Here is an 18386-nt window from a genome sequence, read left to right as displayed (position 1 = left end):
TTGCCATGCTAAAACATAGACCCACTATTCGTGACCACTCCGCAGAAGCAAACTTATTTGCTAGGCGAGCATTCGTGGGTTTTGTTTTTGTATTAGGATTAGTCGCAGTATTGCTTTCTAATCTTTATACTATTCAGGTCGAAGATCACCAAGACTACCAAACCCGCTCCAACGATAACCGCATTAAAGTTATTCCTATTGCACCCAACCGTGGTTTAATTTACGACCGTAACGGTGTGCTACTTGCAGAAAACAAACCTGTTTACAATCTTGAGGTCATCCCCGAAGAGGTAGACGACCTTGACGAATCGCTTGAGCAAATAAGTAAAATAATTGCGATTACAGAGCAAGACAAACAAGACTTTTTAAAAGATATAAGACACACCCGTCGTTTTAAATCACAAGTATTAAAAGCCCGCTTAGACGAAACAGAAGTGGCGAAGTTTTCGGTTAATCAACATAAATTCCCTGGTTTTAGCATTGAGGCACGCCTTGCACGCTACTACCCATTTGGTGACACACTAACGCATGCGCTCGGTTATGTTGCCAAGCTTAATAGAAAAGAGCTAAACCAATTAGAACAAGAAGACCGTGCAACCAATTACCGCGCCACACATGATATTGGCAAACTCGGCATAGAAAAATATTACGAAGAAACACTGCACGGTAAAGTAGGCTCACAACGGGTAGAAGTTAATAACCGTGGCCGTGTAATACGCACCCTGAGCATGACCCAACCGCAACCTGGTAGCGACCTAGTACTTACTTTAGACGTGGGCTTGCAACAAATAGCACAACATGCGCTTAAAGATATGCGTGGCGCTGTTGTAGTTATGGACGCCAAAGATGGCGGCGTGCTGGCACTTTATTCAAACCCAAGTTACGATCCAAACTTATTTGTACACGGCATTAGCAGCAAAAATTATAAAGCGCTGCTTAACCAAGACCGACCATTAATAAACCGTACTACGCAAGGTCGTTATGCGCCGGCCTCTACTGTAAAGCCTTTAATGGCAGTATTAGCGCTTGAAGAAAATATAGTAAATGAGTCAACATCAATGTGGGATCCTGGCTTTTTTCAAATTCCAAATGTTGAACATAAATGGCGAGATTGGAAACGTTGGGGCCATGGTCATGTAGATGTATATAAAGCGATTGAAGAGTCGTGTGATACCTATTTTTACGATGCGGCTTATCGATTAGGCATTACTAAAATAAGCGATTTTATGGCCCGTTTTGGCTACGGTGATTTGTCAGGTATTGATATTCACGAAGAAACTACTGCTATTCTACCTTCAAAAGAATGGAAAGAAGGACGCTTCAAAGAGTCTTGGTGGCGCGGTGATACTATTTCGGTAGGCATTGGCCAAGGTTACTGGACTGCCACACCTATTCAAATTGCAAATGCAACTAACATATTAGTTAATCGTGGTATTAATCATCCACCTCATTTGGTGCAAGTAATAAAAAAAGATAACGACATAACGCAAATTAACAACGAAGAAAAACCCCCTGTTATTTTAAAAGATCCGCGCCATTGGCAGGTATCGTTAGATGCAATGCATAATACAGTACAAAAAATATCAGGCACAGCCCACAAAGCATTTAAAGGGACTAACTACGACTCGGCTGGTAAAACCGGTACCGCGCAAGTAGTTAGTATTGCCCAAGGTGAGCGTTACGATGCAGAATCTCTTAAAGAACGCCAACGCGATAATACAATTTATGTAGGCTTTGCACCTTATAGCGATCCTAAAATTGTGGTTTCTGTTGTATTAGAAAACAACCACGGCGGTATTCAAATAGCTCGCCAACTTATGGATTACTACTTTGCAGCCAACCCTGTTAATCTTGCAAGGAACGAGACACCATGACCGCTTTGCACGATAAACGCTCTATTTGGATGCGTATGCACCTAGACCTACCGCTGCTTATTGCACTACTTATAATGATGGCTGGCAGCATAATGGTTGTTTACAGCGCAAGCGGGCAAGAGTCTTCTATGATGATTAGGCATATGACCCGCATGGGCGGTGCGATTGTTGCTATGATTGTTTTAGCCCAGTTTTCGCCTGCCACGTTAAAGCGGTTAGTGATCCCACTTTATTGTGTTGGGTTATTAATGCTAGTCGGTGTACTTTTATTTGGAGTAAGCTCAAAAGGCGCGCAGCGTTGGCTCAATTTAGGGGTGACACGGTTTCAACCTGCAGAATTAATGAAGTTGGCAGTCCCGATGATGGTAGCTTGGTATATAGGTAGAAATCACTTACCACCTCGCCCGCTACATTTAATTATTGGTTTTATGATTGTAATGCTCCCTACATTATTAATTAAAGAACAACCCGATTTAGGTACCGCTATACTTATTGCAAGCTCAGGTATATTTGTATTATTTTTGTCTGGGTTGAGTTGGCGTTTAATAGGGTTTTTAAGCTCGATTGTAGCGCTTGCTGCATGGCCATTTTGGCACTACGGTATGCACGATTATCAAAAACAACGTGTACTCACCTTTTTAGATCCTGAGAGCGATCCGCTTGGTTCGGGTTATCATATTATTCAATCGAAAATTGCTATTGGATCAGGCGGCATAGAAGGTAAAGGCTGGTTGCTTGGTACACAATCGCAATTAGAGTTTTTGCCAGAGCGCCACACCGACTTTATATTTTCGGTTTTAAGCGAAGAATTTGGCTTATTCGGCGTATGTGTTTTACTTAGCCTGTACTTATTTATTATTGGTCGTGGTTTATACATTGCTGTTAATGCACAAGATGCATTTGGTAAATTGCTCGCAGGCGCACTCACCCTCACCTTTTTTGTATATGTATTCGTAAACATAGGCATGGTATCGGGTTTATTACCTGTTGTAGGCGTACCTTTACCACTGATTAGTTATGGTGGTACATCGATGGTGACGTTAATGGCAGGATTTGGCATTATTATGTCAATCGCGACAGATAAAAGGATGCTTTTAAAATAATGCGACACACGAATCAGTTTATATTTACTACATTATTAATTTTACTTTTAAGTGCTTGTAGTAGTGGGCCAAGTAGCCGTTATAGTATGCGTCATGATGCAGCGCCATTAAGAGCTCCAACTACACTTGAGATGCAAGACGCTATAGTTACCGAAACCACTAAAAGTGCTAGCGCTAGCCGCCCATACACAGTGCTTGGTAAAAGCTATTCGCCCATGCTTGATGAGACGGGTTATAGTGAGGAAGGCATTGCCTCTTGGTATGGTCGTAAATTTCATGGTTATCACACCTCAAATGGTGAAACGTATGATATGTTTGCCATGACCGCAGCGCATAAAACGCTGCCACTACCTAGCTTTGTTAAAGTAACCAATACAGCAAATGGTAAATCGGTAATCGTACGCGTGAACGACCGTGGCCCATTTCATGACGATAGAATAATTGATCTTTCGTACGCAGCCGCTTATAAGCTTGGCTACTACACCCATGGTACAGCAAAGGTTAAGCTAGAGGCCGTTACGCTTGCGGGCGCAACTGCGCGTCAAACCTATATTCAGGTAGCTGCAGGTAGTACACTTGCTAATATTGAAGCACTTGCCAGCACATTGCGAGAGCAATACAAATTACCTACAAATATTGTGCAAAAAGACGATATTTACAGATTGCATTTAGGGCCAATAAAAGACACCCCTCATGCAGACGAAGTATTAAAAAAATTAAAACAAAATCAATTTCAAAACGCGTTCTTGCTTTACACTCAGTAAGACTAATACCCAAACCAGCCCAAGATGCTCGCATCTCGGGGTAGTTTGGGTATAAAATGGCGTAACGCGAATCTTTAACTTTAACCATTAATGAGTATGATGAAATCTATTAAACATAAAATCCTCAAAGGTGTATGCGGCCTAGTTTGTACAGCCGCCGTATTCTCAGCCAGCGCCCAAATTATTCCGGCACCACCTCAAGTTAATGCGAAAGGTTATTTTTTAGTCGACTTTACAACTGGTAAAGTTATTGCTGAAGGTGAAGCCGATACACAGCTAGCACCTGCAAGTTTAACTAAAATGATGACCAGTTATGTAATTGGTACTGAAATTAAAGCAGGTAATATTGCCACTACCGATATGGTAACGGTAAGCGAAAAAGCATGGGCTAAAAACTTTCCAGAATCTTCAAAGATGTTTATTGAAGTAGGTAAACAAATTAGTGTTGATGAGCTTAACCACGGTATTATTATTCAATCAGGTAATGATGCATGTGTAGCAATGGCTGAGCATATTGCTGGAAGCGAAAGCGCATTTGCTGATTTAATGAATGCCCATGCTGCTAAATTAGGTATGAGCAACAGTCACTTTATCAACAGCCACGGCCTTGATACTGACGAGCACTTCACAACTCCACGCGATATGGCGACACTTGGTGCTGCTCTTATTCGTGATGTGCCAGATGAATATGCACTTTATAAGCAAAAGTCATTTACTTATAACGGCATTAAGCAATATAACCGTAACTCATTATTATGGGATGAAAGCTTAGATGTTGACGGCATTAAAACAGGGCATACATCAGAAGCTGGTTACAGCCTAGTTACCTCAGCTACTAAAAACGATATGCGTTTAATTGCTGTTGTTATGGGTACTTCAAGCGAACGAGCTCGTAAAGTAGAAAGTAAAAAGCTACTTAACTATGGTTTTCGTTTTTATGAAACAATTACTCCGTACAAAGCAGGCGATAGCTTTGCAGAACAACGTATTTGGATGGGTAACAAAGAGAACGTATCTTTAGGTATTTTAGAAGATACACCAATTACTATCCCACGTGGTCAGCATAAAAACCTTAAAGCTAACTTTGAGCTAGATAATACGCTTGAAGCACCACTTGCTAAAGGTACTAAAGTAGGCACGTTATTCTTACAACTAGAGGGCGAAGATATTGCTCAATACCCACTAGTTACACTTGAAGAAGTGGAAGAAGGCAGCTTCTTTAGCAAAATTTATGATTACTTACGCTTACAGATCATGCAGTAATTTATATCTCCCCTATTAACTAGGTAACTAATTTAAACGTCTCCACTGTGAGGCGTTTTTTTTTGCTTGAAAAATGTTAGAATGCGCCCCATATAAGCAAGACTGCTAATTGCCTATCTGTATTAAGCTTCAAGCTTGTATAGAGTCCACACTTTTGTATGAGGAGTCACCGTCGTGGTTCAACCTGTTAAAGATACTAAATTTGATGAGTACCTAGAGTACCCTTGCCCATTTACATTCAGAATAATGGGTTTAGCTAACGTAAACTTAACTGATCAAATTTTAGCTAAGTTACAACCAATAGCACCTGGCGATTACGCCCCTAAAGTAAAACCAAGCAGCAAAGGTAATTACGAGTCAGTAAGCCTTGTAGCAACAGTTACTAGTGGCAAACACATTGAAGAAATTTACAACGTGATCAGCAATATTGATGACGTACGCCACATGCTTTAATCCATAGTTGAGATTTGTTGTGAACGAAAACACTTTGATCGTACGCCAACTGGGTCGTCAGCGTTATATGCCAATTTGGCAAAAAATGCAGGGCTTTACCGACACCCGTGATGAAAATACGCCAGATGAAATTTGGCTTGTAGAGCACGAGAGTGTATTCACCCAAGGTCAGGCTGGTAAGGACGAACACTTACTAGCTCCTGGCGACATTGAGGTGATTAAAGTTGACCGTGGCGGGCAAGTAACTTACCACGGCCCAGGCCAGCAAATGATGTATGTATTATTTAATCTACGTCGTTTAAAGATTGGTGTACGTGAACTGGTTACTTGGCTTGAAGAGTGCATTATTGAATCACTCGCCGAGTATGGTATTGAAGCTTATGCTAAAGCTGATGCACCAGGTGTATACGTTAATGACAGTAAAATTGCATCCCTTGGTTTAAGGGTTCGTCGTGGTTGCTCGTTTCATGGCTTAGCATTAAATGTTAACATGGACCTAAGTCCATTTTTACGCATTAACCCATGTGGTTATGCGGGCATGAATATGGTGCAAACTAAAGAATTAGATGGTCCTCAAAACCTAGAAAGTGCGGGTGAAGGATTGGTGAAACACATGATCAAGAAGCTTAATGCAACACAGGTTAAGCATACTGAAGGGTTTGAAAACGAATGAATAAACCAGTCAAAATGGAACCAGGTGTAAAACTACGCGACGCAGAAAAAATGGCGTTGATCCCAGTAAAAGTTTTACCTACAGAAAAAACTGAAATGTTGCGTAAGCCAGAATGGTTAAAAATTCGCTTACCTAAATCAACCGATCGTATTGACGGTATTAAAAAAGCGCTACGTAAGCATGGCTTACACTCGGTATGTGAAGAAGCTTCGTGCCCTAACCTATCTGAATGTTTTAACCACGGTACAGCTACCTTTATGATTTTAGGTGCTATTTGTACTCGTCGTTGCCCATTTTGTGATGTTGCTCACGGTCGCCCATTAAAACCTGATGCCACTGAACCTGAAAAGCTAGCACTTACTATTAAAGATATGAAGCTAAGCTACGTTGTAATCACTTCAGTTGACCGTGATGATTTACGTGATGGTGGTGCACAGCATTTTGCCGATTGTATTCGCGAGATTCGTAAACATAATCCAACTATTACTATCGAAATTTTAGTACCTGATTTTCGTGGTCGTATGGACCGCGCACTAGAGATATTAATCGAGACGCCACCAGATGTGTTTAACCACAATCTTGAAACTGCGCCACGTTTATACAAACTAGCTCGTCCAGGCGCTGACTATAAATGGTCATTAGAATTACTTCGTCGCTTTAAAGAAGCTCACCCAGAAGTAAAAACTAAATCAGGCTTAATGGTTGGTTTAGGTGAAGAAATTAGCGAAATTGAAGAAGTACTTCGCGATTTACGTGCTCACAAAGTTGACATGCTAACTGTAGGCCAGTACCTACAACCTTCTAAGCATCACTTACCGGTTAAGCGCTACGTGCCACCAGTAGAGTTTGACGGCTTAAAAGCGTATGCTGACGAAATTGGCTTTACTCACGCGGCTTCTGGCCCGTTTGTACGTTCAAGCTACCATGCTGATCAACAAGCAGCGGGTAAAGAAGTGAAATAATCACATTTATCAAAAAATTAAAAAAGCCGTTAATGATGCATAATCATTAACGGCTTTTTCATGCTAATTGATAAAATAGCTTACTGCGCTATCTTACCTCTTGTGATAGAAAAATCAGCAAACCTAACACGTTCTTCATCAACTCGAAGGCTGTCGGTTTCAACAATCGAGCGGTATATTCCCCACTTAGGACGAGCAAAATCATCATCATTAAAGCCGCGCCACATATCTATGTTTTGCTCGCTTATATTAAATATCTCTGCATTATCGCTTAAGCGCGTTAACGTCATATCAAACTTGCCATTTTCACTAAATGTAGCTTGTACAAATACCTCGACCCATTCATCTGTAATGAGTGACCAGTCGGTTTCAATGAGGTTTTTATCAAGACCCGTGCTATTGCCGTTTTCATCAAACCCTGCGCTATATCGCACTTGCAGCTGATTACCTGTACTGTTTTTTTGTGCTCCAGAGAGCGTAATAACAGGCTGGTCGTCGTTGCCATTAGTATTATCGTTGCTGTCATTTCGAGCTTTTATTTGAAAAAAATGGCTAAACTTACTCGTAAGCTCAAGCTCGCTGCTTACTTTAAATTTCCAGCTATATTGAAATGTCTCACCCTCAAACGCCAGTGTTTCTTGTGGTGATTTATCGTAGGTTTTTATTTCGTTACGTTGTCTATCACTTACGCCTTTGTCTTTATCTTGGTCATCATCTCGGTGAGCTAAAAAGACAAAATGGTTACCAATTATCGTATCGGTATCTTCAATAATATGGACAACACTTTGATGATTGCCAGCATATAAGTCTGGAGATTCAATTGACCCTTCGCCGATGGCATTTTCAATAAGCGTGTATGCGTCAAGCCCCGAATTAACGCCATCTGATCGCAATAAAACGTGTGATATTTTCTCAAAGCCATCAGCTTGAGCTATTGGTGCACATACAATTGTTATGATAATTTGTGCGCTGGTACCATCTACAGAGTTTACTGTTATTGTATCTTGTAGTGTTTCACCTTCACTTAAAGATGTTATTGAAGCGTTTAAATCGTCAAGTGTGTATGACCAATCTCCACCAGCATTTAAGCTAAAAAAACCATAGCTTGTAGCGCTATTTTCTTGTGCTACAAAAGCAGCTTCACCTGATTGTTGATCCGTAATAGTTAACGAGCCTGTTATTGCATCATTACTATCGCTAATAACTTCACCTAGAGTGTTACCACCAATTGTTGCAGGAGTTTGTGAAGAAATCGCTTCATTATTTTGCACCGTAGGATCAGAGCCTGAGCTGCCACAACCAGTAACTAAACAAGATAGAAGTATAGCTGTAACTGTATTACAGGGTTTAAGGGTATATTTAGACATGAGTAGTTCTGCGGTTAATAGTAAGTTAATTAAATATGAATTTACCAATTTATTGTACAAATAACCACAACTCAATTACCAATTAACATTACCAATTTACTGATATTTTAAATTTAATTATAAAATCTATTATTTTCATAGTGATACAAAAAATTATTTCTATAGAGTGTTTATTTATATTTGTTTTAAAATAAAATTAGGTTAAACCTGAGTTACTTGAGATAATTAATACTGACATAATTATTTAGGTTCATTATGAAACTATTAGTTCGTAACTTGTCTCGTGCTACCACTGAGCATGAGCTTCGTACTTTATTTGCAGAGCACGGTAAAGTGACTACTTGTAACTTGGTACTTGATAAAGAAACTGGCCAATCTAAAGGTTTTGCCTTTGTAGAAATGCCAAACGACATAGAAAGTAAAAGCGCAATTACTGCACTTAACCAATCTACTGTTGATAAAAGTAAGATCCGCGTAAAACTTGCAGACGCATAAAGCTAACTGCAACCTATGCAAAAAAACCAGCTAATGCTGGTTTTTTGCTTTTAGTGCCCAGTATTATAAAAGAAGCAGACAGCACAAAAAATGTCTCCTGCTCAGCTAATATTGCAGCAGCAAAAAATGCAATGCCACTAGCTATAAATAAATACCCACTTTTTTACATTGGCCCATTATGTGCTCCTTTAGGTTGTTCGTTATTTATACACTTTATAAAATCAATCTGCAATTGAATGAAAAGTTCTCTATAAAAATTCGACATCGCTGCGGTGCTTCCTTTATATTGAAAGCCTAATTAAATAACAATATGAAGACTATGGCATCTACTCTTTTAAAAAGCGCTAGCCTAAGCTTGCTAGTTGCACTCTTTGGCTGCTCAGAGCCTGCAAGCGAACAAACTCCATTAGAAAATACAGCAGGTGTAAGCCTTAGCAATATTAAACAGCATATTAAAACGCTAGCCTCTGATGACTTTGAAGGCCGAGGCCCGCTTACTCATGGTGAAGTAAAAACCGTAGGCTACTTAAGCGAGCAATATAAAGCGCTGGGTTTAACCGGTGCTTATAAAGGTAAATACTTACAGCCTGTAAAAATGGCAATGGTGACAGCTAATCAGGATATGCAGTTAAAGGTAGGTGATTTAAGCTTTGAATCAGGTAAAGACTTTACCGCACGTACCGAGCAACTTCAGCCATTAATTGATGTACGCCATTCTGACGTTGTATTTGTTGGCTATGGTATTAATGCACCAGAATATAACTGGAATGACTATAAAAATATCGATGTAACTGGTAAAACTGTGGTTGTGCTAGTTAACGATCCAGGCTTTGCTACTCAAAACGACGCCCTTTTTACTGGTAATGCAATGACCTACTACGGTCGTTGGACTTATAAATATGAAGAAGCCGCTCGCCAAGGTGCAAAGGCTGTATTTATTGTTCATGAAACAGCACCTGCGGCATACCCTTGGGGCGTAGTTGAAAGTTCAAACACCGGCACTAAATACACGTTAATGGATAACAATTTAAACGCGTCTAAATTACCGGTTATGGGCTGGCTAACACTTGATGCGACTGAGAAAATGTTTAACGCCGCAAAGCTTAACTACCAAGATTTAAAACAAGCAGCATTAAATGATGACTTTAAAGCGATGCCACTTAACTTAAAAGCAAACCTTGCCTTTAAAAACGAAGTATCACATGCAAAATCGCATAACGTAGTTGCACAAATTACAGGTAGCGAATCACCTGACGAATACGTTGTTATTAGCGCTCACTGGGACCATTTTGGAACTAAACAAACTGATACCGGCCCTAAGATTTATAACGGCGCGGTAGATAACGCTTCAGGCACTGCAGCCACGCTTGAAATAGCACGTATAATGAGCAAAATGAACAAGCAAAAACCATTTAAACGCTCAATTATTTTTGCTAACTTTACAGCAGAAGAAACGGGGTTAATTGGTTCTGAAGAATTTGCATCGGGTGCGGTTGTACCTACAAAACAAATGGTCGGTCTTTTAAATATTGATGGCATGAACGTGCTTGATGGCACTGACTACATTTTACAATACGGTAAAGATTTATCGACAATGGAAAACTATTTAGCAAAGGCTGCAAAATCACAAGGCCGTGTTGTTAAAATGGATCCTCGCCCGCAAAATGGCTTGTTTTTTAGATCAGATCATTTCTCGCTTTCTAAGCAAGGCGTGCCTAGTTTATTATTTATGAGTCTGGGCGATACCGATCCTGAGTACATTGCGCATAAATACCATAAAGAAGCAGACGACTACTCAGCTGGTTGGTCGTTAGGTGGTGTTAAGCAAGATATAGATCTTATTGTTGATATAGCCACACAGCTTGCAAATAATGGCGATTGGCCAAAGTGGACGAGCGAGTCTGACTTTAAAGCCAAACGCGCGCAAGATAAGCAATAAATAGCTATATAATATAAAAATCCTCCTACTTGGAGGATTTTTGTTTTAAACGAGCGCGCATTAATAGCGTTTCGGCCTTTGCCCCTAAATAAACATAAATAGCCAGTGCAATTAAAAGCCCTACTACTGCCAGCATCATCGCTATGGCAGGCATTAAATACTCCGATTGCCCCAAAGCCGCTTTAAACATAGTTAACAGCGCCTCAATTGATATAGCAATCAACACAGTAGAGATAAACCGTGTAATAGTGCGCCGCGTAGACGAGTGCCTAAAAATATCCTTATGCATCAGGATTTCTTCTTCGAGTATTGTTTTACCTAAATCAAATACTGCCAATGCCAAGGTGATGTAAATAATGATACTAAAGGGTTCAAGTGGGTCTGATGAGGTATCTACATGAGTTAATAGAGCGTATATATCACTAAAAACGATATTTAGTAAAAATAATACTAAGCAAAATAAGCACGCCACAATAATACCGTAACCCGCCTTGAAGTAAGGCGACATATTAGCGCGCGCAGTATCACCCATTACAAACTCAATAAGCTGCGTTAAGCTCACATCAACAACCAAGTAATGTTGATTATTAATTGGTTTTTTTAGCTCTTTAATCGCCGATATACATAAATGGTTAGTCGCTATAGAAATATAGGGATCAGTAAAGCACACTTTATCACTTGCTTTAGCGTTCAAAAAATAGGGTCGCTCACTTAAATCTTGTTGATTACCACTTTCACCTAATTTTTTGCTGTATGCGCGTTTAAAGCAGACGTTATTACCCTGCTGCAAACCTTCTGCATTTAAACAATATTGTAATTCTAAAAATGGGTACTGCTTAATCAGATAGCGGGTATCACGCTCTTTAGTTAATCCGTCCTCAATACTCATTAAAATAGATTCAAGTAAACTGTGTATTACATGCTCATATTCGTGGTAGCGCTCAACACTACTGATATAACTCATCCGCGCCATTTTAAATACTCATTAACCTAAGTTATAAATAGATTTGCAAGTTTAAAACCAACAATAAAATAACTTAATAATCAGTAACTTGACACTATTCAAACTCAAGCTTTGCACTACTTTGGTGACTAAATAGTAATATATTAAATTAAATGCACAAAAAAGCAGCTAAGTATTAATTACTTAGCTGCTTTGTGAGTATGACTGGTAAGGTTCTACATAGAGCTTATTACTGAACCTTCGAAAACTCTTCTTTAGATAACTCGCCATTTCCATCTGTATCTAATTGTTCAAAAAGCTGTACTAGTTGCGAATTTACTTGGGCTTCTGTTTTGCTAATTACGCCGTCGCCATCTGTATCAAAAGAATCAAAATCTACCGCAGCAAACGCCGCTGAAGAAGAAGCTAGGGCTACAAGAGCTAGAGTTTTATGTAATGTTTTCATAATCGTTTCCTTAGGCTTTGGGGCTGATTAGGGGTAAGAAGTCCTTTTCAAAGATCCTTTAGGAGTAAAATGTCTATAAATTAATATTCAAAAAAATCATTTTCTGTCGGAGCACCGCTACTTTGAACATTCAGCTCGTCAAATTGCTCTATCACTTGCGCCGATTCTTCAGAGCGACTAATTGAAGTGTTGTCGTCTGCATCGCGTGTTTCAAAGTCTGTGCTTGCAAATACTACTGACGAAGAAACAATAGCCATAAGTACAAATGTTGATTGTAGCTTTTTCATAATTTAATCCTTCAAAAGTATGCGGTGTCCTAAATAAATTTGCTCTATAGTGCTCTCTAGTCACTTCCTGGTTAATCTTTTTAGTAGGCTCCCTTGCCTACTTAGGTTGTCTTTGGCAACTCAGAATTTAGATAACATCACAGAGCATTAACTGCTTAAGGCTTTAATTTTAGGCCTTAGAAAACTCATCTTCAGATAGCTCACCATCTTGGTTAGTATCGAGTTCTTCAAACTTGCTTAAAAGCTCAGCATCTACTGAGGCTTCGGCTTGGCTGATTGCGCCATTACCATCTACGTCTAGCGTATCAAAATCTGTTGCTGCAAAAGCCGCTGATGAAGAAGCTAGCGCCATTAGTACTAATGTTGATTGAAATGTTTTCATAATAGTATTCCTTCATTGGGTTGTTGCGATTAAGGCCTTTGGCTTTCATCACGTTTTGCTTAATACACTCTAGGTATTACAACTTCGGTGCCACTTTTTATTTATTATTTAAAAACAATGAGTTAAATGATATAAAGCGAGAGAAGCTTAATTTGGGGAGGTGTTATTGTTGCTATTTAGCAACAGCCATTTAACTAAAAATAATAAACCATTATAAATCAATTGGTTAAGTTTAATTAAAAAGACACACTTTTGCTAAAAAGCCAATAAGGGGGCGTTTAGGTTAGCCTTCAAAATAAACTGAATATGAACATGAAAATTACATCGGATTTATTTTCGGCTATTAAATAATTAATTTATTTATAATCAGTAAGTTATATTGTTTTTGAAATTTATTATAAAAATTTTGGAAAGATATTTTGAAATTAACTGTTTTGTTGCCAAATGGCGAATTTATCTAGTAAGGTTTCAATGCTAAAGCAAAGTTGTAGCATTAAACTCATAATTTAATGCGCTGTAAAGCATAGGTTCGCTTGAGTTAAGCAAACCTACATCGTGTGCCAGCCAGCTATTGGAGTGAGGTAAATTATATAGATTTAAACTACTTCCACCCTTGCAGCCACTTTTGGTTATCTTTTAAATCTCGCCAACTAATTGGATATTGATTTTTTGACATAACAGCCTCAGTAATACATTCAATTACATTGCCGTCTTCATCAAATTCCACCTCAACAATAATGAAGTGTTTTTCTTTATTTATAGCAGGTGTTGCGGTCCATTTACTATTCAATAATTTTTTAGGGTTTAGTTTATTCATTCAATGTAACCACTCCTACTCATAGCTTATATAAGGCAACTATACGACCCCAACACCTACTTAGTTCAGACTACTCTGCAACTAGCTTGCCTTTGTACATTTGCATTTGACAATGAAAGTCATATTCACCGGCTTCAAGCGCAGGTAGTTTAACCGTATTGCCATCACCCATTGCCAGCGTTTTACTTATATCAAGCTGTGGAAATACCACTGTTTCGGCGCACGGCGCGCTGTCTTTTCTATCAAAGGTAAGTACAACCTCTTTGTTGGCTGCCACTTTAATGTGTCCTGGCTTATAAACACCGTTATCAACGACTATCGTTTCTTTGTTGTCATCACTTTGTGTTTGCTCTGGTTTGTATAGCCAAAACCAATAAATAATTGCAGCTATTAACAGTGCACCACCTATATTAATCATCAACATAATGTACTCCTTAGCTTAAATTACGATTTATTTGGTTTGAAAAAACGTAAGCGATTAGCGTTACTTACCACTGTAAGCGATGAAAGTGCCATAGCTGCACCTGCAACAACAGGGTTAAGTAGGATGCCAAAAAATGGATACAACACGCCGGCTGCAATCGGAATACCCGCCACGTTATAAATAAAGGCACCAAATAGGTTTTGTTTAATATTTGAAATAGTTGCATTACTCACTGCAATTGCATCAGCAAGGCCATGTAATGAACCACGCATTAAGGTAATGTCTGCACTTTCTATTGCAACATCGGTACCTGTACCAATTGCAAATCCTACGTCGGCTTGTGCAAGTGCGGGAGCATCGTTAATACCATCACCTGTCATACCCACTATTTCACCATTTGCTTGGCGTTTTGTTACTTCGTTTACTTTATCATCGGGCATTACTTCTGCAATAAAGTCATCAATACCAACTTGTTTAGCAACGGCTTGTGCAGTGGCTTTGTTGTCACCTGTTAGCATAACTAGGTGGATACCTTTATCTTGCAGGCGTTTAATAGCTTCAACTGAATCCTCTTTAATTGGATCGGCTACTGCAATAATAGCGTGGAGCTTATTATTACTTGCAAAATACATGGGCGTTTTAGCATCACTGGCAAGTGTTTGAGCTTGCTCGATTGCATCATCAACGGCCACGTTGTATTTATCCATTAGCGCTTTATTGCCAAACAACAATGTTTGCCCGTCAACACTGCCAGTGACACCTTTACCTGTAATTGCATTAAAGTCGGCTACTTTACTTAAAGCTAAGCCCTGCTTTTTAGCGTGTGCCGTAATTGCTTGGGCTAGTGGATGCTCTGAGCTACTTTCAAGGCTTGCAACAAGTTGCATTACTGTATTTTCATCACTGTTATTAAAGGTAACTACATCGGTAACTTGCGGTGTGCCTTGAGTAATAGTGCCTGTTTTATCTAAAATCATGGTGGTGATTTTAGATGTTGTTTGCAGCGACTCACCATTTCGAATTAATATTCCTGACTCTGCAGCTTTACCAATACCCACCATAACCGACATAGGGGTTGCGAGTCCTAGCGCACAAGGACAAGCAATAATAAGTACAGTGGTAACCGCAACAACGGCATAAGCAATTGATGGCTCAGGTCCAAAGTTTAACCATGCAAGGCCTGCAAGCACCGCAATAATCATGACTGTTGGTACAAATATTCCTGATATAACATCAGCTAAGCGCCCTATTGATGGCTTTGAGTTTTGTGCACGCTTTACCATATTGATAATATTGGCAAGTGTGGTTTCGCTACCAATGTGCGTGGCTTTAAATAATAAAGTGCCACTTTTATTAATACTTCCGGCAACGACTTTGTCGCCCGTTTTTTTGCTTACAGCCATTGGCTCACCAGTAAGCATTGACTCATCAACCGTACTGCTGCCTTCAATAACATCGCCATCCACAGGGATTTTTTCACCCGGGCGTACGCGTACTTCATCATTTTTTACAACATCACTAATGTCGATGTCTTGCTCTTGACCATCACGAATTACGCGTGCAGTTTTTGGTTGCAGGCCAATTAAGCGTTTAATTGCTTGTGAGGTGCGCCCACGTGCTTTTACTTCAAAAGCGAGCCCTAAACTAATTAAACCGATGATCATCGATGATGCTTCAAAATATACGTGTCTTGCGACTTGTGGTAATAAGTTTGGTGCTATTACCACAAACATTGAATACAACCACGCAGTACCTGTACCAAGCGCTATTAATGTATCCATATTGGCAGCATGGTTTTTGAATGCCTGCCATGCACCGTTGTAAAATTGTTTACCTGATATAGCCATAACCACAAGCGTGACTATACCCACTAAAAACCAGGCTATTCGTTGTGTGTCGGTGGTCACACTCATATCAAAAATAAGCCCGTATATCATTAACGGTGCACCGACCCCTAACGCTAATATCATATTACGCATTAGCTTTTTGTAATGTGCCTCATCCGATTTTGCTTTTTCATCAAGTGCATCTTGATCAGACTCGTTACTCATTGGCTTAGCTGAATAACCAATGTTTTCGACTGCTTTAATAAGCGTGCTTTCGCGGGCTTTACCTTCTACACGTACTGTACGCTGTGCAAAGTTCATTTCTACATTTTGCGCGCCTTGCACGCTATTAAGGGCTTTTTCAATTTTAGCCACACAACTGCCGCAATTAGCGCCTTCAATAATAAAGTTTTGCGCGGTGTCTTTTGTATTAGTCGTCATTACGCTGCTCCTTATTTGCAGAATCGTTTATTGGATCAACAAAAGATTCTATTAAACTACACACGTCACTGGCATTTGCACCATCGGCTGATGTATCCCATTGCGCCAGAGCTGCATGCATTCTATTTCGTAATTTTAATGTTTCTTGAAATAGTGCTTCGGTTTCTTCTAGGCGTTTAGTAATGAGTTTACGCGTTAACGGACAAGGACAATTCCCCTGCTCAGACTCGCCTATAATGTGTTGAATATCTTTGAGTGAAAAACCAAGTTGACGAGAGCTAATAATAAATTTTAAACGCTGCTGGTCTTGCTTTGTATATTCTTGATAACCATTTTTTTCACTGCGTATTGGGTTAAGTAACCCAATTCGTGTGTAATGACGAACAGTATCTGCAGTCACGCCCATTAACTTGGCGAGTTGTTTAACATACATAATTTAGCTCCGTCGTGTTTCAATAGCTTTATAATAAACCTAGGTGCAACACATAGGTCAATGGCTATTTTAAAACTAACAAAATAATACTAATTGGCTCAATTAAGTGCTCTATTTAAGACAATAAATCGAGTGGATAACAGAGCAAAGGTTTCGTTATTTAGTTGTTATTATTAATTGCCCCTGCATCCATGCAGTCGTATCTCAAAAATGTTTTATGCAGTTAGCACCGAATTTATTCCCTCAAATTGATTATGTATTGTTGCTCATTGGTATAGTGACACAAACATAATTAACTTAAGCTGATATTGGCCGTGTATTATCTGAAGGGGGCGTAATTTAGCAAAGAAGCGCCTAAGTAAGGCGCGTATTAATTTAAGGGCGTGTTGATCATTGGTGATTTAATTTATGCAGACTGTTTGGTCTTTAGGCAAGGCAGAGCCTATGTAGTGTGGTTATCACCCATAAACAGGCGATAACGCAGCATAAATACCAAACATGCGCTGCCCTAGTTTGATTCGCTACGGCTTTGCTCTAATTCGTCGCTTAGTTGCTGCGCTAAAGTTTGTATTTTAGGCATAGCATCTTTCATTAAGCTTTGTGACATTTGCATAGACTCTTGCATTACAACAGGCATTTTTTCAAGTATTTTTTGCCCTGTATCTGTTTTATAAAACGCTAACATATCGGCAATCTCTTGCTCACTAAAATGCTTGTCGTATACATTGACCATCATTGGCTGCATTTTAGCCCAGCTCATTTCGGTTTTTAATACCGTCGTCATGTCGCTGTAGTATTTATCAAAAATTGCTTGCTCAGAAGGCTTAACACCCATTTGGTCTGACATGCCTTTCATCATACCTTCAACCTGGCCGTACATAGAATCAACCATTGAATCTAAATTCATCACACTAATGAGTTCATCTATTTTTTGCTGCTTAGTATTTTGTTCAGCATATAAACTACTAGAAAAAATCAGTAATGATAAAAGTAGTACCTTACCCATAATAATATCCTTTCATATAAATAATTAATTTATAGTCACATGAATAGTTTGTATTGTAAAGGGTACAAGCAATCATTAAAAAGGCCGAATAAAATGAATTTATTCGGCCTTTTATAAATTACTTTTTGCGTTAGTCGTCTTCTACATTATCTAGGCCTTTAGTGCCTTCTTTGGCTTTTAGCTTATGATGAATAGCTGACTTTATTAGCATGTAACCACTAATCGGTGCTGTAATTAGTAAAAATATAGTAATGAGTATTTCTTTAACACTTAGGCCATGCTCTGAACTTGCAAAATAAACCATAGCCGCAATTAACATACTCGCCATGCCTAACGTGGTTGCTTTAGTTGGTCCATGCAAACGCATAAAAAAGTCAGGTAGTTTAATTAAACCTATTGAGCCAATTAAAATAAACGTACCACCAAATAACAATAATATTGATACAACCCATTCGCTGATCATGTTTT

The 18386-nt window shown here is 39.2% G+C and carries 20 protein-coding genes; 9 read left to right on the top strand and 11 right to left on the bottom strand.

Annotation, left to right across the window (positions count from 1 at the left end):
* Window positions 1-5: 5 nt before the first annotated feature.
* The 7 genes from mrdA to lipA all read left to right on the top strand — a co-directional run bounded on the left by mrdA (window position 6) and on the right by lipA (window position 7092).
* Window positions 6-1874 (top strand): penicillin-binding protein 2, encoded by a 1869-nt coding sequence (gene mrdA / locus H5118_RS07890; protein WP_182748435.1) that lies wholly within the window; start codon window positions 6-8, stop codon window positions 1872-1874.
* Window positions 1871-2977: a rod shape-determining protein RodA gene (rodA, locus tag H5118_RS07885; protein WP_002958520.1), complete on the top strand. Its 1107-nt coding sequence runs from the start codon at window positions 1871-1873 to the stop codon at window positions 2975-2977. Before mrdA ends, rodA begins: the two co-directional genes overlap by 4 nt.
* Window positions 2977-3741 carry a septal ring lytic transglycosylase RlpA family protein gene (locus tag H5118_RS07880; protein WP_182695326.1) on the top strand — a complete coding sequence of 255 codons (765 nt, stop codon included), beginning with the start codon at window positions 2977-2979 and terminating at the stop codon, window positions 3739-3741. Before rodA ends, H5118_RS07880 begins: the two co-directional genes overlap by 1 nt.
* 99 nt (window positions 3742-3840) lie before the next feature.
* Window positions 3841-5004: a serine hydrolase gene (locus H5118_RS07875; protein WP_002958518.1), complete on the top strand. Its 1164-nt coding sequence runs from the start codon at window positions 3841-3843 to the stop codon at window positions 5002-5004.
* Window positions 5005-5178: 174 nt separating this feature from the next.
* Complete coding sequence (gene ybeD, locus H5118_RS07870) at window positions 5179-5457, top strand: DUF493 family protein YbeD (protein WP_002958517.1); 279 nt, start codon at window positions 5179-5181, stop codon at window positions 5455-5457.
* 19 nt (window positions 5458-5476) lie between these two features.
* A complete protein-coding gene (gene lipB / locus H5118_RS07865) occupies window positions 5477-6130 on the top strand; it encodes a lipoyl(octanoyl) transferase LipB (RefSeq protein ID WP_182748433.1) in 654 nt (217 codons plus the stop codon).
* Window positions 6127-7092 (top strand): lipoyl synthase, encoded by a 966-nt coding sequence (gene lipA / locus H5118_RS07860; RefSeq protein WP_182748431.1) that lies wholly within the window; start codon window positions 6127-6129, stop codon window positions 7090-7092. The genes lipB and lipA overlap by 4 nt, the downstream gene beginning before the upstream one ends.
* An 80-nt stretch (window positions 7093-7172) precedes the next feature.
* Here the strand turns inward: lipA and H5118_RS07855 are convergent, their stop codons facing one another.
* Window positions 7173-8459: a VCBS domain-containing protein gene (locus H5118_RS07855; protein ID WP_182748429.1), complete on the bottom strand. Its 1287-nt coding sequence runs from the start codon at window positions 8457-8459 to the stop codon at window positions 7173-7175.
* 255 nt (window positions 8460-8714) lie between these two features.
* Between H5118_RS07855 and H5118_RS07850 the strand changes: the two genes are divergently transcribed.
* Together H5118_RS07850 and H5118_RS07845 are read left to right on the top strand one after the other, a co-directional pair.
* Window positions 8715-8954 (top strand): RNA-binding protein, encoded by a 240-nt coding sequence (locus tag H5118_RS07850; RefSeq protein ID WP_002958513.1) that lies wholly within the window; start codon window positions 8715-8717, stop codon window positions 8952-8954.
* Between the two features lie 319 nt (window positions 8955-9273).
* Window positions 9274-10893: a M28 family metallopeptidase gene (locus tag H5118_RS07845; protein ID WP_182748426.1), complete on the top strand. Its 1620-nt coding sequence runs from the start codon at window positions 9274-9276 to the stop codon at window positions 10891-10893.
* Window positions 10894-10918: 25 nt separating this feature from the next.
* Here the strand turns inward: H5118_RS07845 and H5118_RS07840 are convergent, their stop codons facing one another.
* The 10 genes from H5118_RS07840 to H5118_RS07795 all read right to left on the bottom strand — a co-directional run bounded on the left by H5118_RS07840 (window position 10919) and on the right by H5118_RS07795 (window position 18381).
* Window positions 10919-11866 (bottom strand): PDC sensor domain-containing protein, encoded by a 948-nt coding sequence (locus H5118_RS07840; RefSeq protein WP_024603579.1) that lies wholly within the window; start codon window positions 11864-11866, stop codon window positions 10919-10921.
* Window positions 11867-12086: 220 nt separating this feature from the next.
* Window positions 12087-12302 (bottom strand): EF-hand domain-containing protein, encoded by a 216-nt coding sequence (locus H5118_RS07835; protein WP_182737175.1) that lies wholly within the window; start codon window positions 12300-12302, stop codon window positions 12087-12089.
* 80 nt (window positions 12303-12382) lie between these two features.
* Entirely contained in the window at window positions 12383-12589 is a 207-nt protein-coding gene (locus tag H5118_RS07830; protein WP_182748424.1) for a calmodulin, read from the bottom strand.
* A gap of 169 nt (window positions 12590-12758) precedes the next feature.
* On the bottom strand, window positions 12759-12971 hold the full coding sequence (locus tag H5118_RS07825; RefSeq protein WP_007585535.1) for a calmodulin: 213 nt from the start codon (window positions 12969-12971) through the stop codon (window positions 12759-12761).
* A gap of 601 nt (window positions 12972-13572) precedes the next feature.
* A complete protein-coding gene (locus tag H5118_RS07820; RefSeq protein ID WP_002958506.1) occupies window positions 13573-13788 on the bottom strand; it encodes a TIGR02450 family Trp-rich protein in 216 nt (71 codons plus the stop codon).
* A gap of 70 nt (window positions 13789-13858) precedes the next feature.
* Window positions 13859-14212, bottom strand: coding sequence for a cupredoxin domain-containing protein (locus H5118_RS07815; RefSeq protein WP_008134637.1), 354 nt, complete (start codon window positions 14210-14212; stop codon window positions 13859-13861).
* Between the two features lie 20 nt (window positions 14213-14232).
* Window positions 14233-16479: a heavy metal translocating P-type ATPase gene (locus H5118_RS07810; RefSeq protein ID WP_182748422.1), complete on the bottom strand. Its 2247-nt coding sequence runs from the start codon at window positions 16477-16479 to the stop codon at window positions 14233-14235.
* Entirely contained in the window at window positions 16469-16912 is a 444-nt protein-coding gene (locus H5118_RS07805; protein WP_182715658.1) for a MerR family transcriptional regulator, read from the bottom strand. Before H5118_RS07805 ends, H5118_RS07810 begins: the two co-directional genes overlap by 11 nt.
* A gap of 508 nt (window positions 16913-17420) precedes the next feature.
* Window positions 17421-17918: a DUF2059 domain-containing protein gene (locus tag H5118_RS07800; protein ID WP_182748420.1), complete on the bottom strand. Its 498-nt coding sequence runs from the start codon at window positions 17916-17918 to the stop codon at window positions 17421-17423.
* A 130-nt stretch (window positions 17919-18048) separates the two neighbouring features.
* A complete protein-coding gene (locus tag H5118_RS07795) occupies window positions 18049-18381 on the bottom strand; it encodes a Na+/H+ antiporter subunit G (protein WP_002958501.1) in 333 nt (110 codons plus the stop codon).
* Window positions 18382-18386 lie beyond the last annotated feature (5 nt).

It is taken from the genome of Pseudoalteromonas sp. SR41-1, from assembly GCF_014164015.1.
GTDB lineage: Bacteria > Pseudomonadota > Gammaproteobacteria > Enterobacterales > Alteromonadaceae > Pseudoalteromonas > Pseudoalteromonas distincta.
The sequence above is the reverse complement of the archived record's forward strand: the minus strand, read 5'-3'. Positions and strand labels throughout refer to the sequence as shown.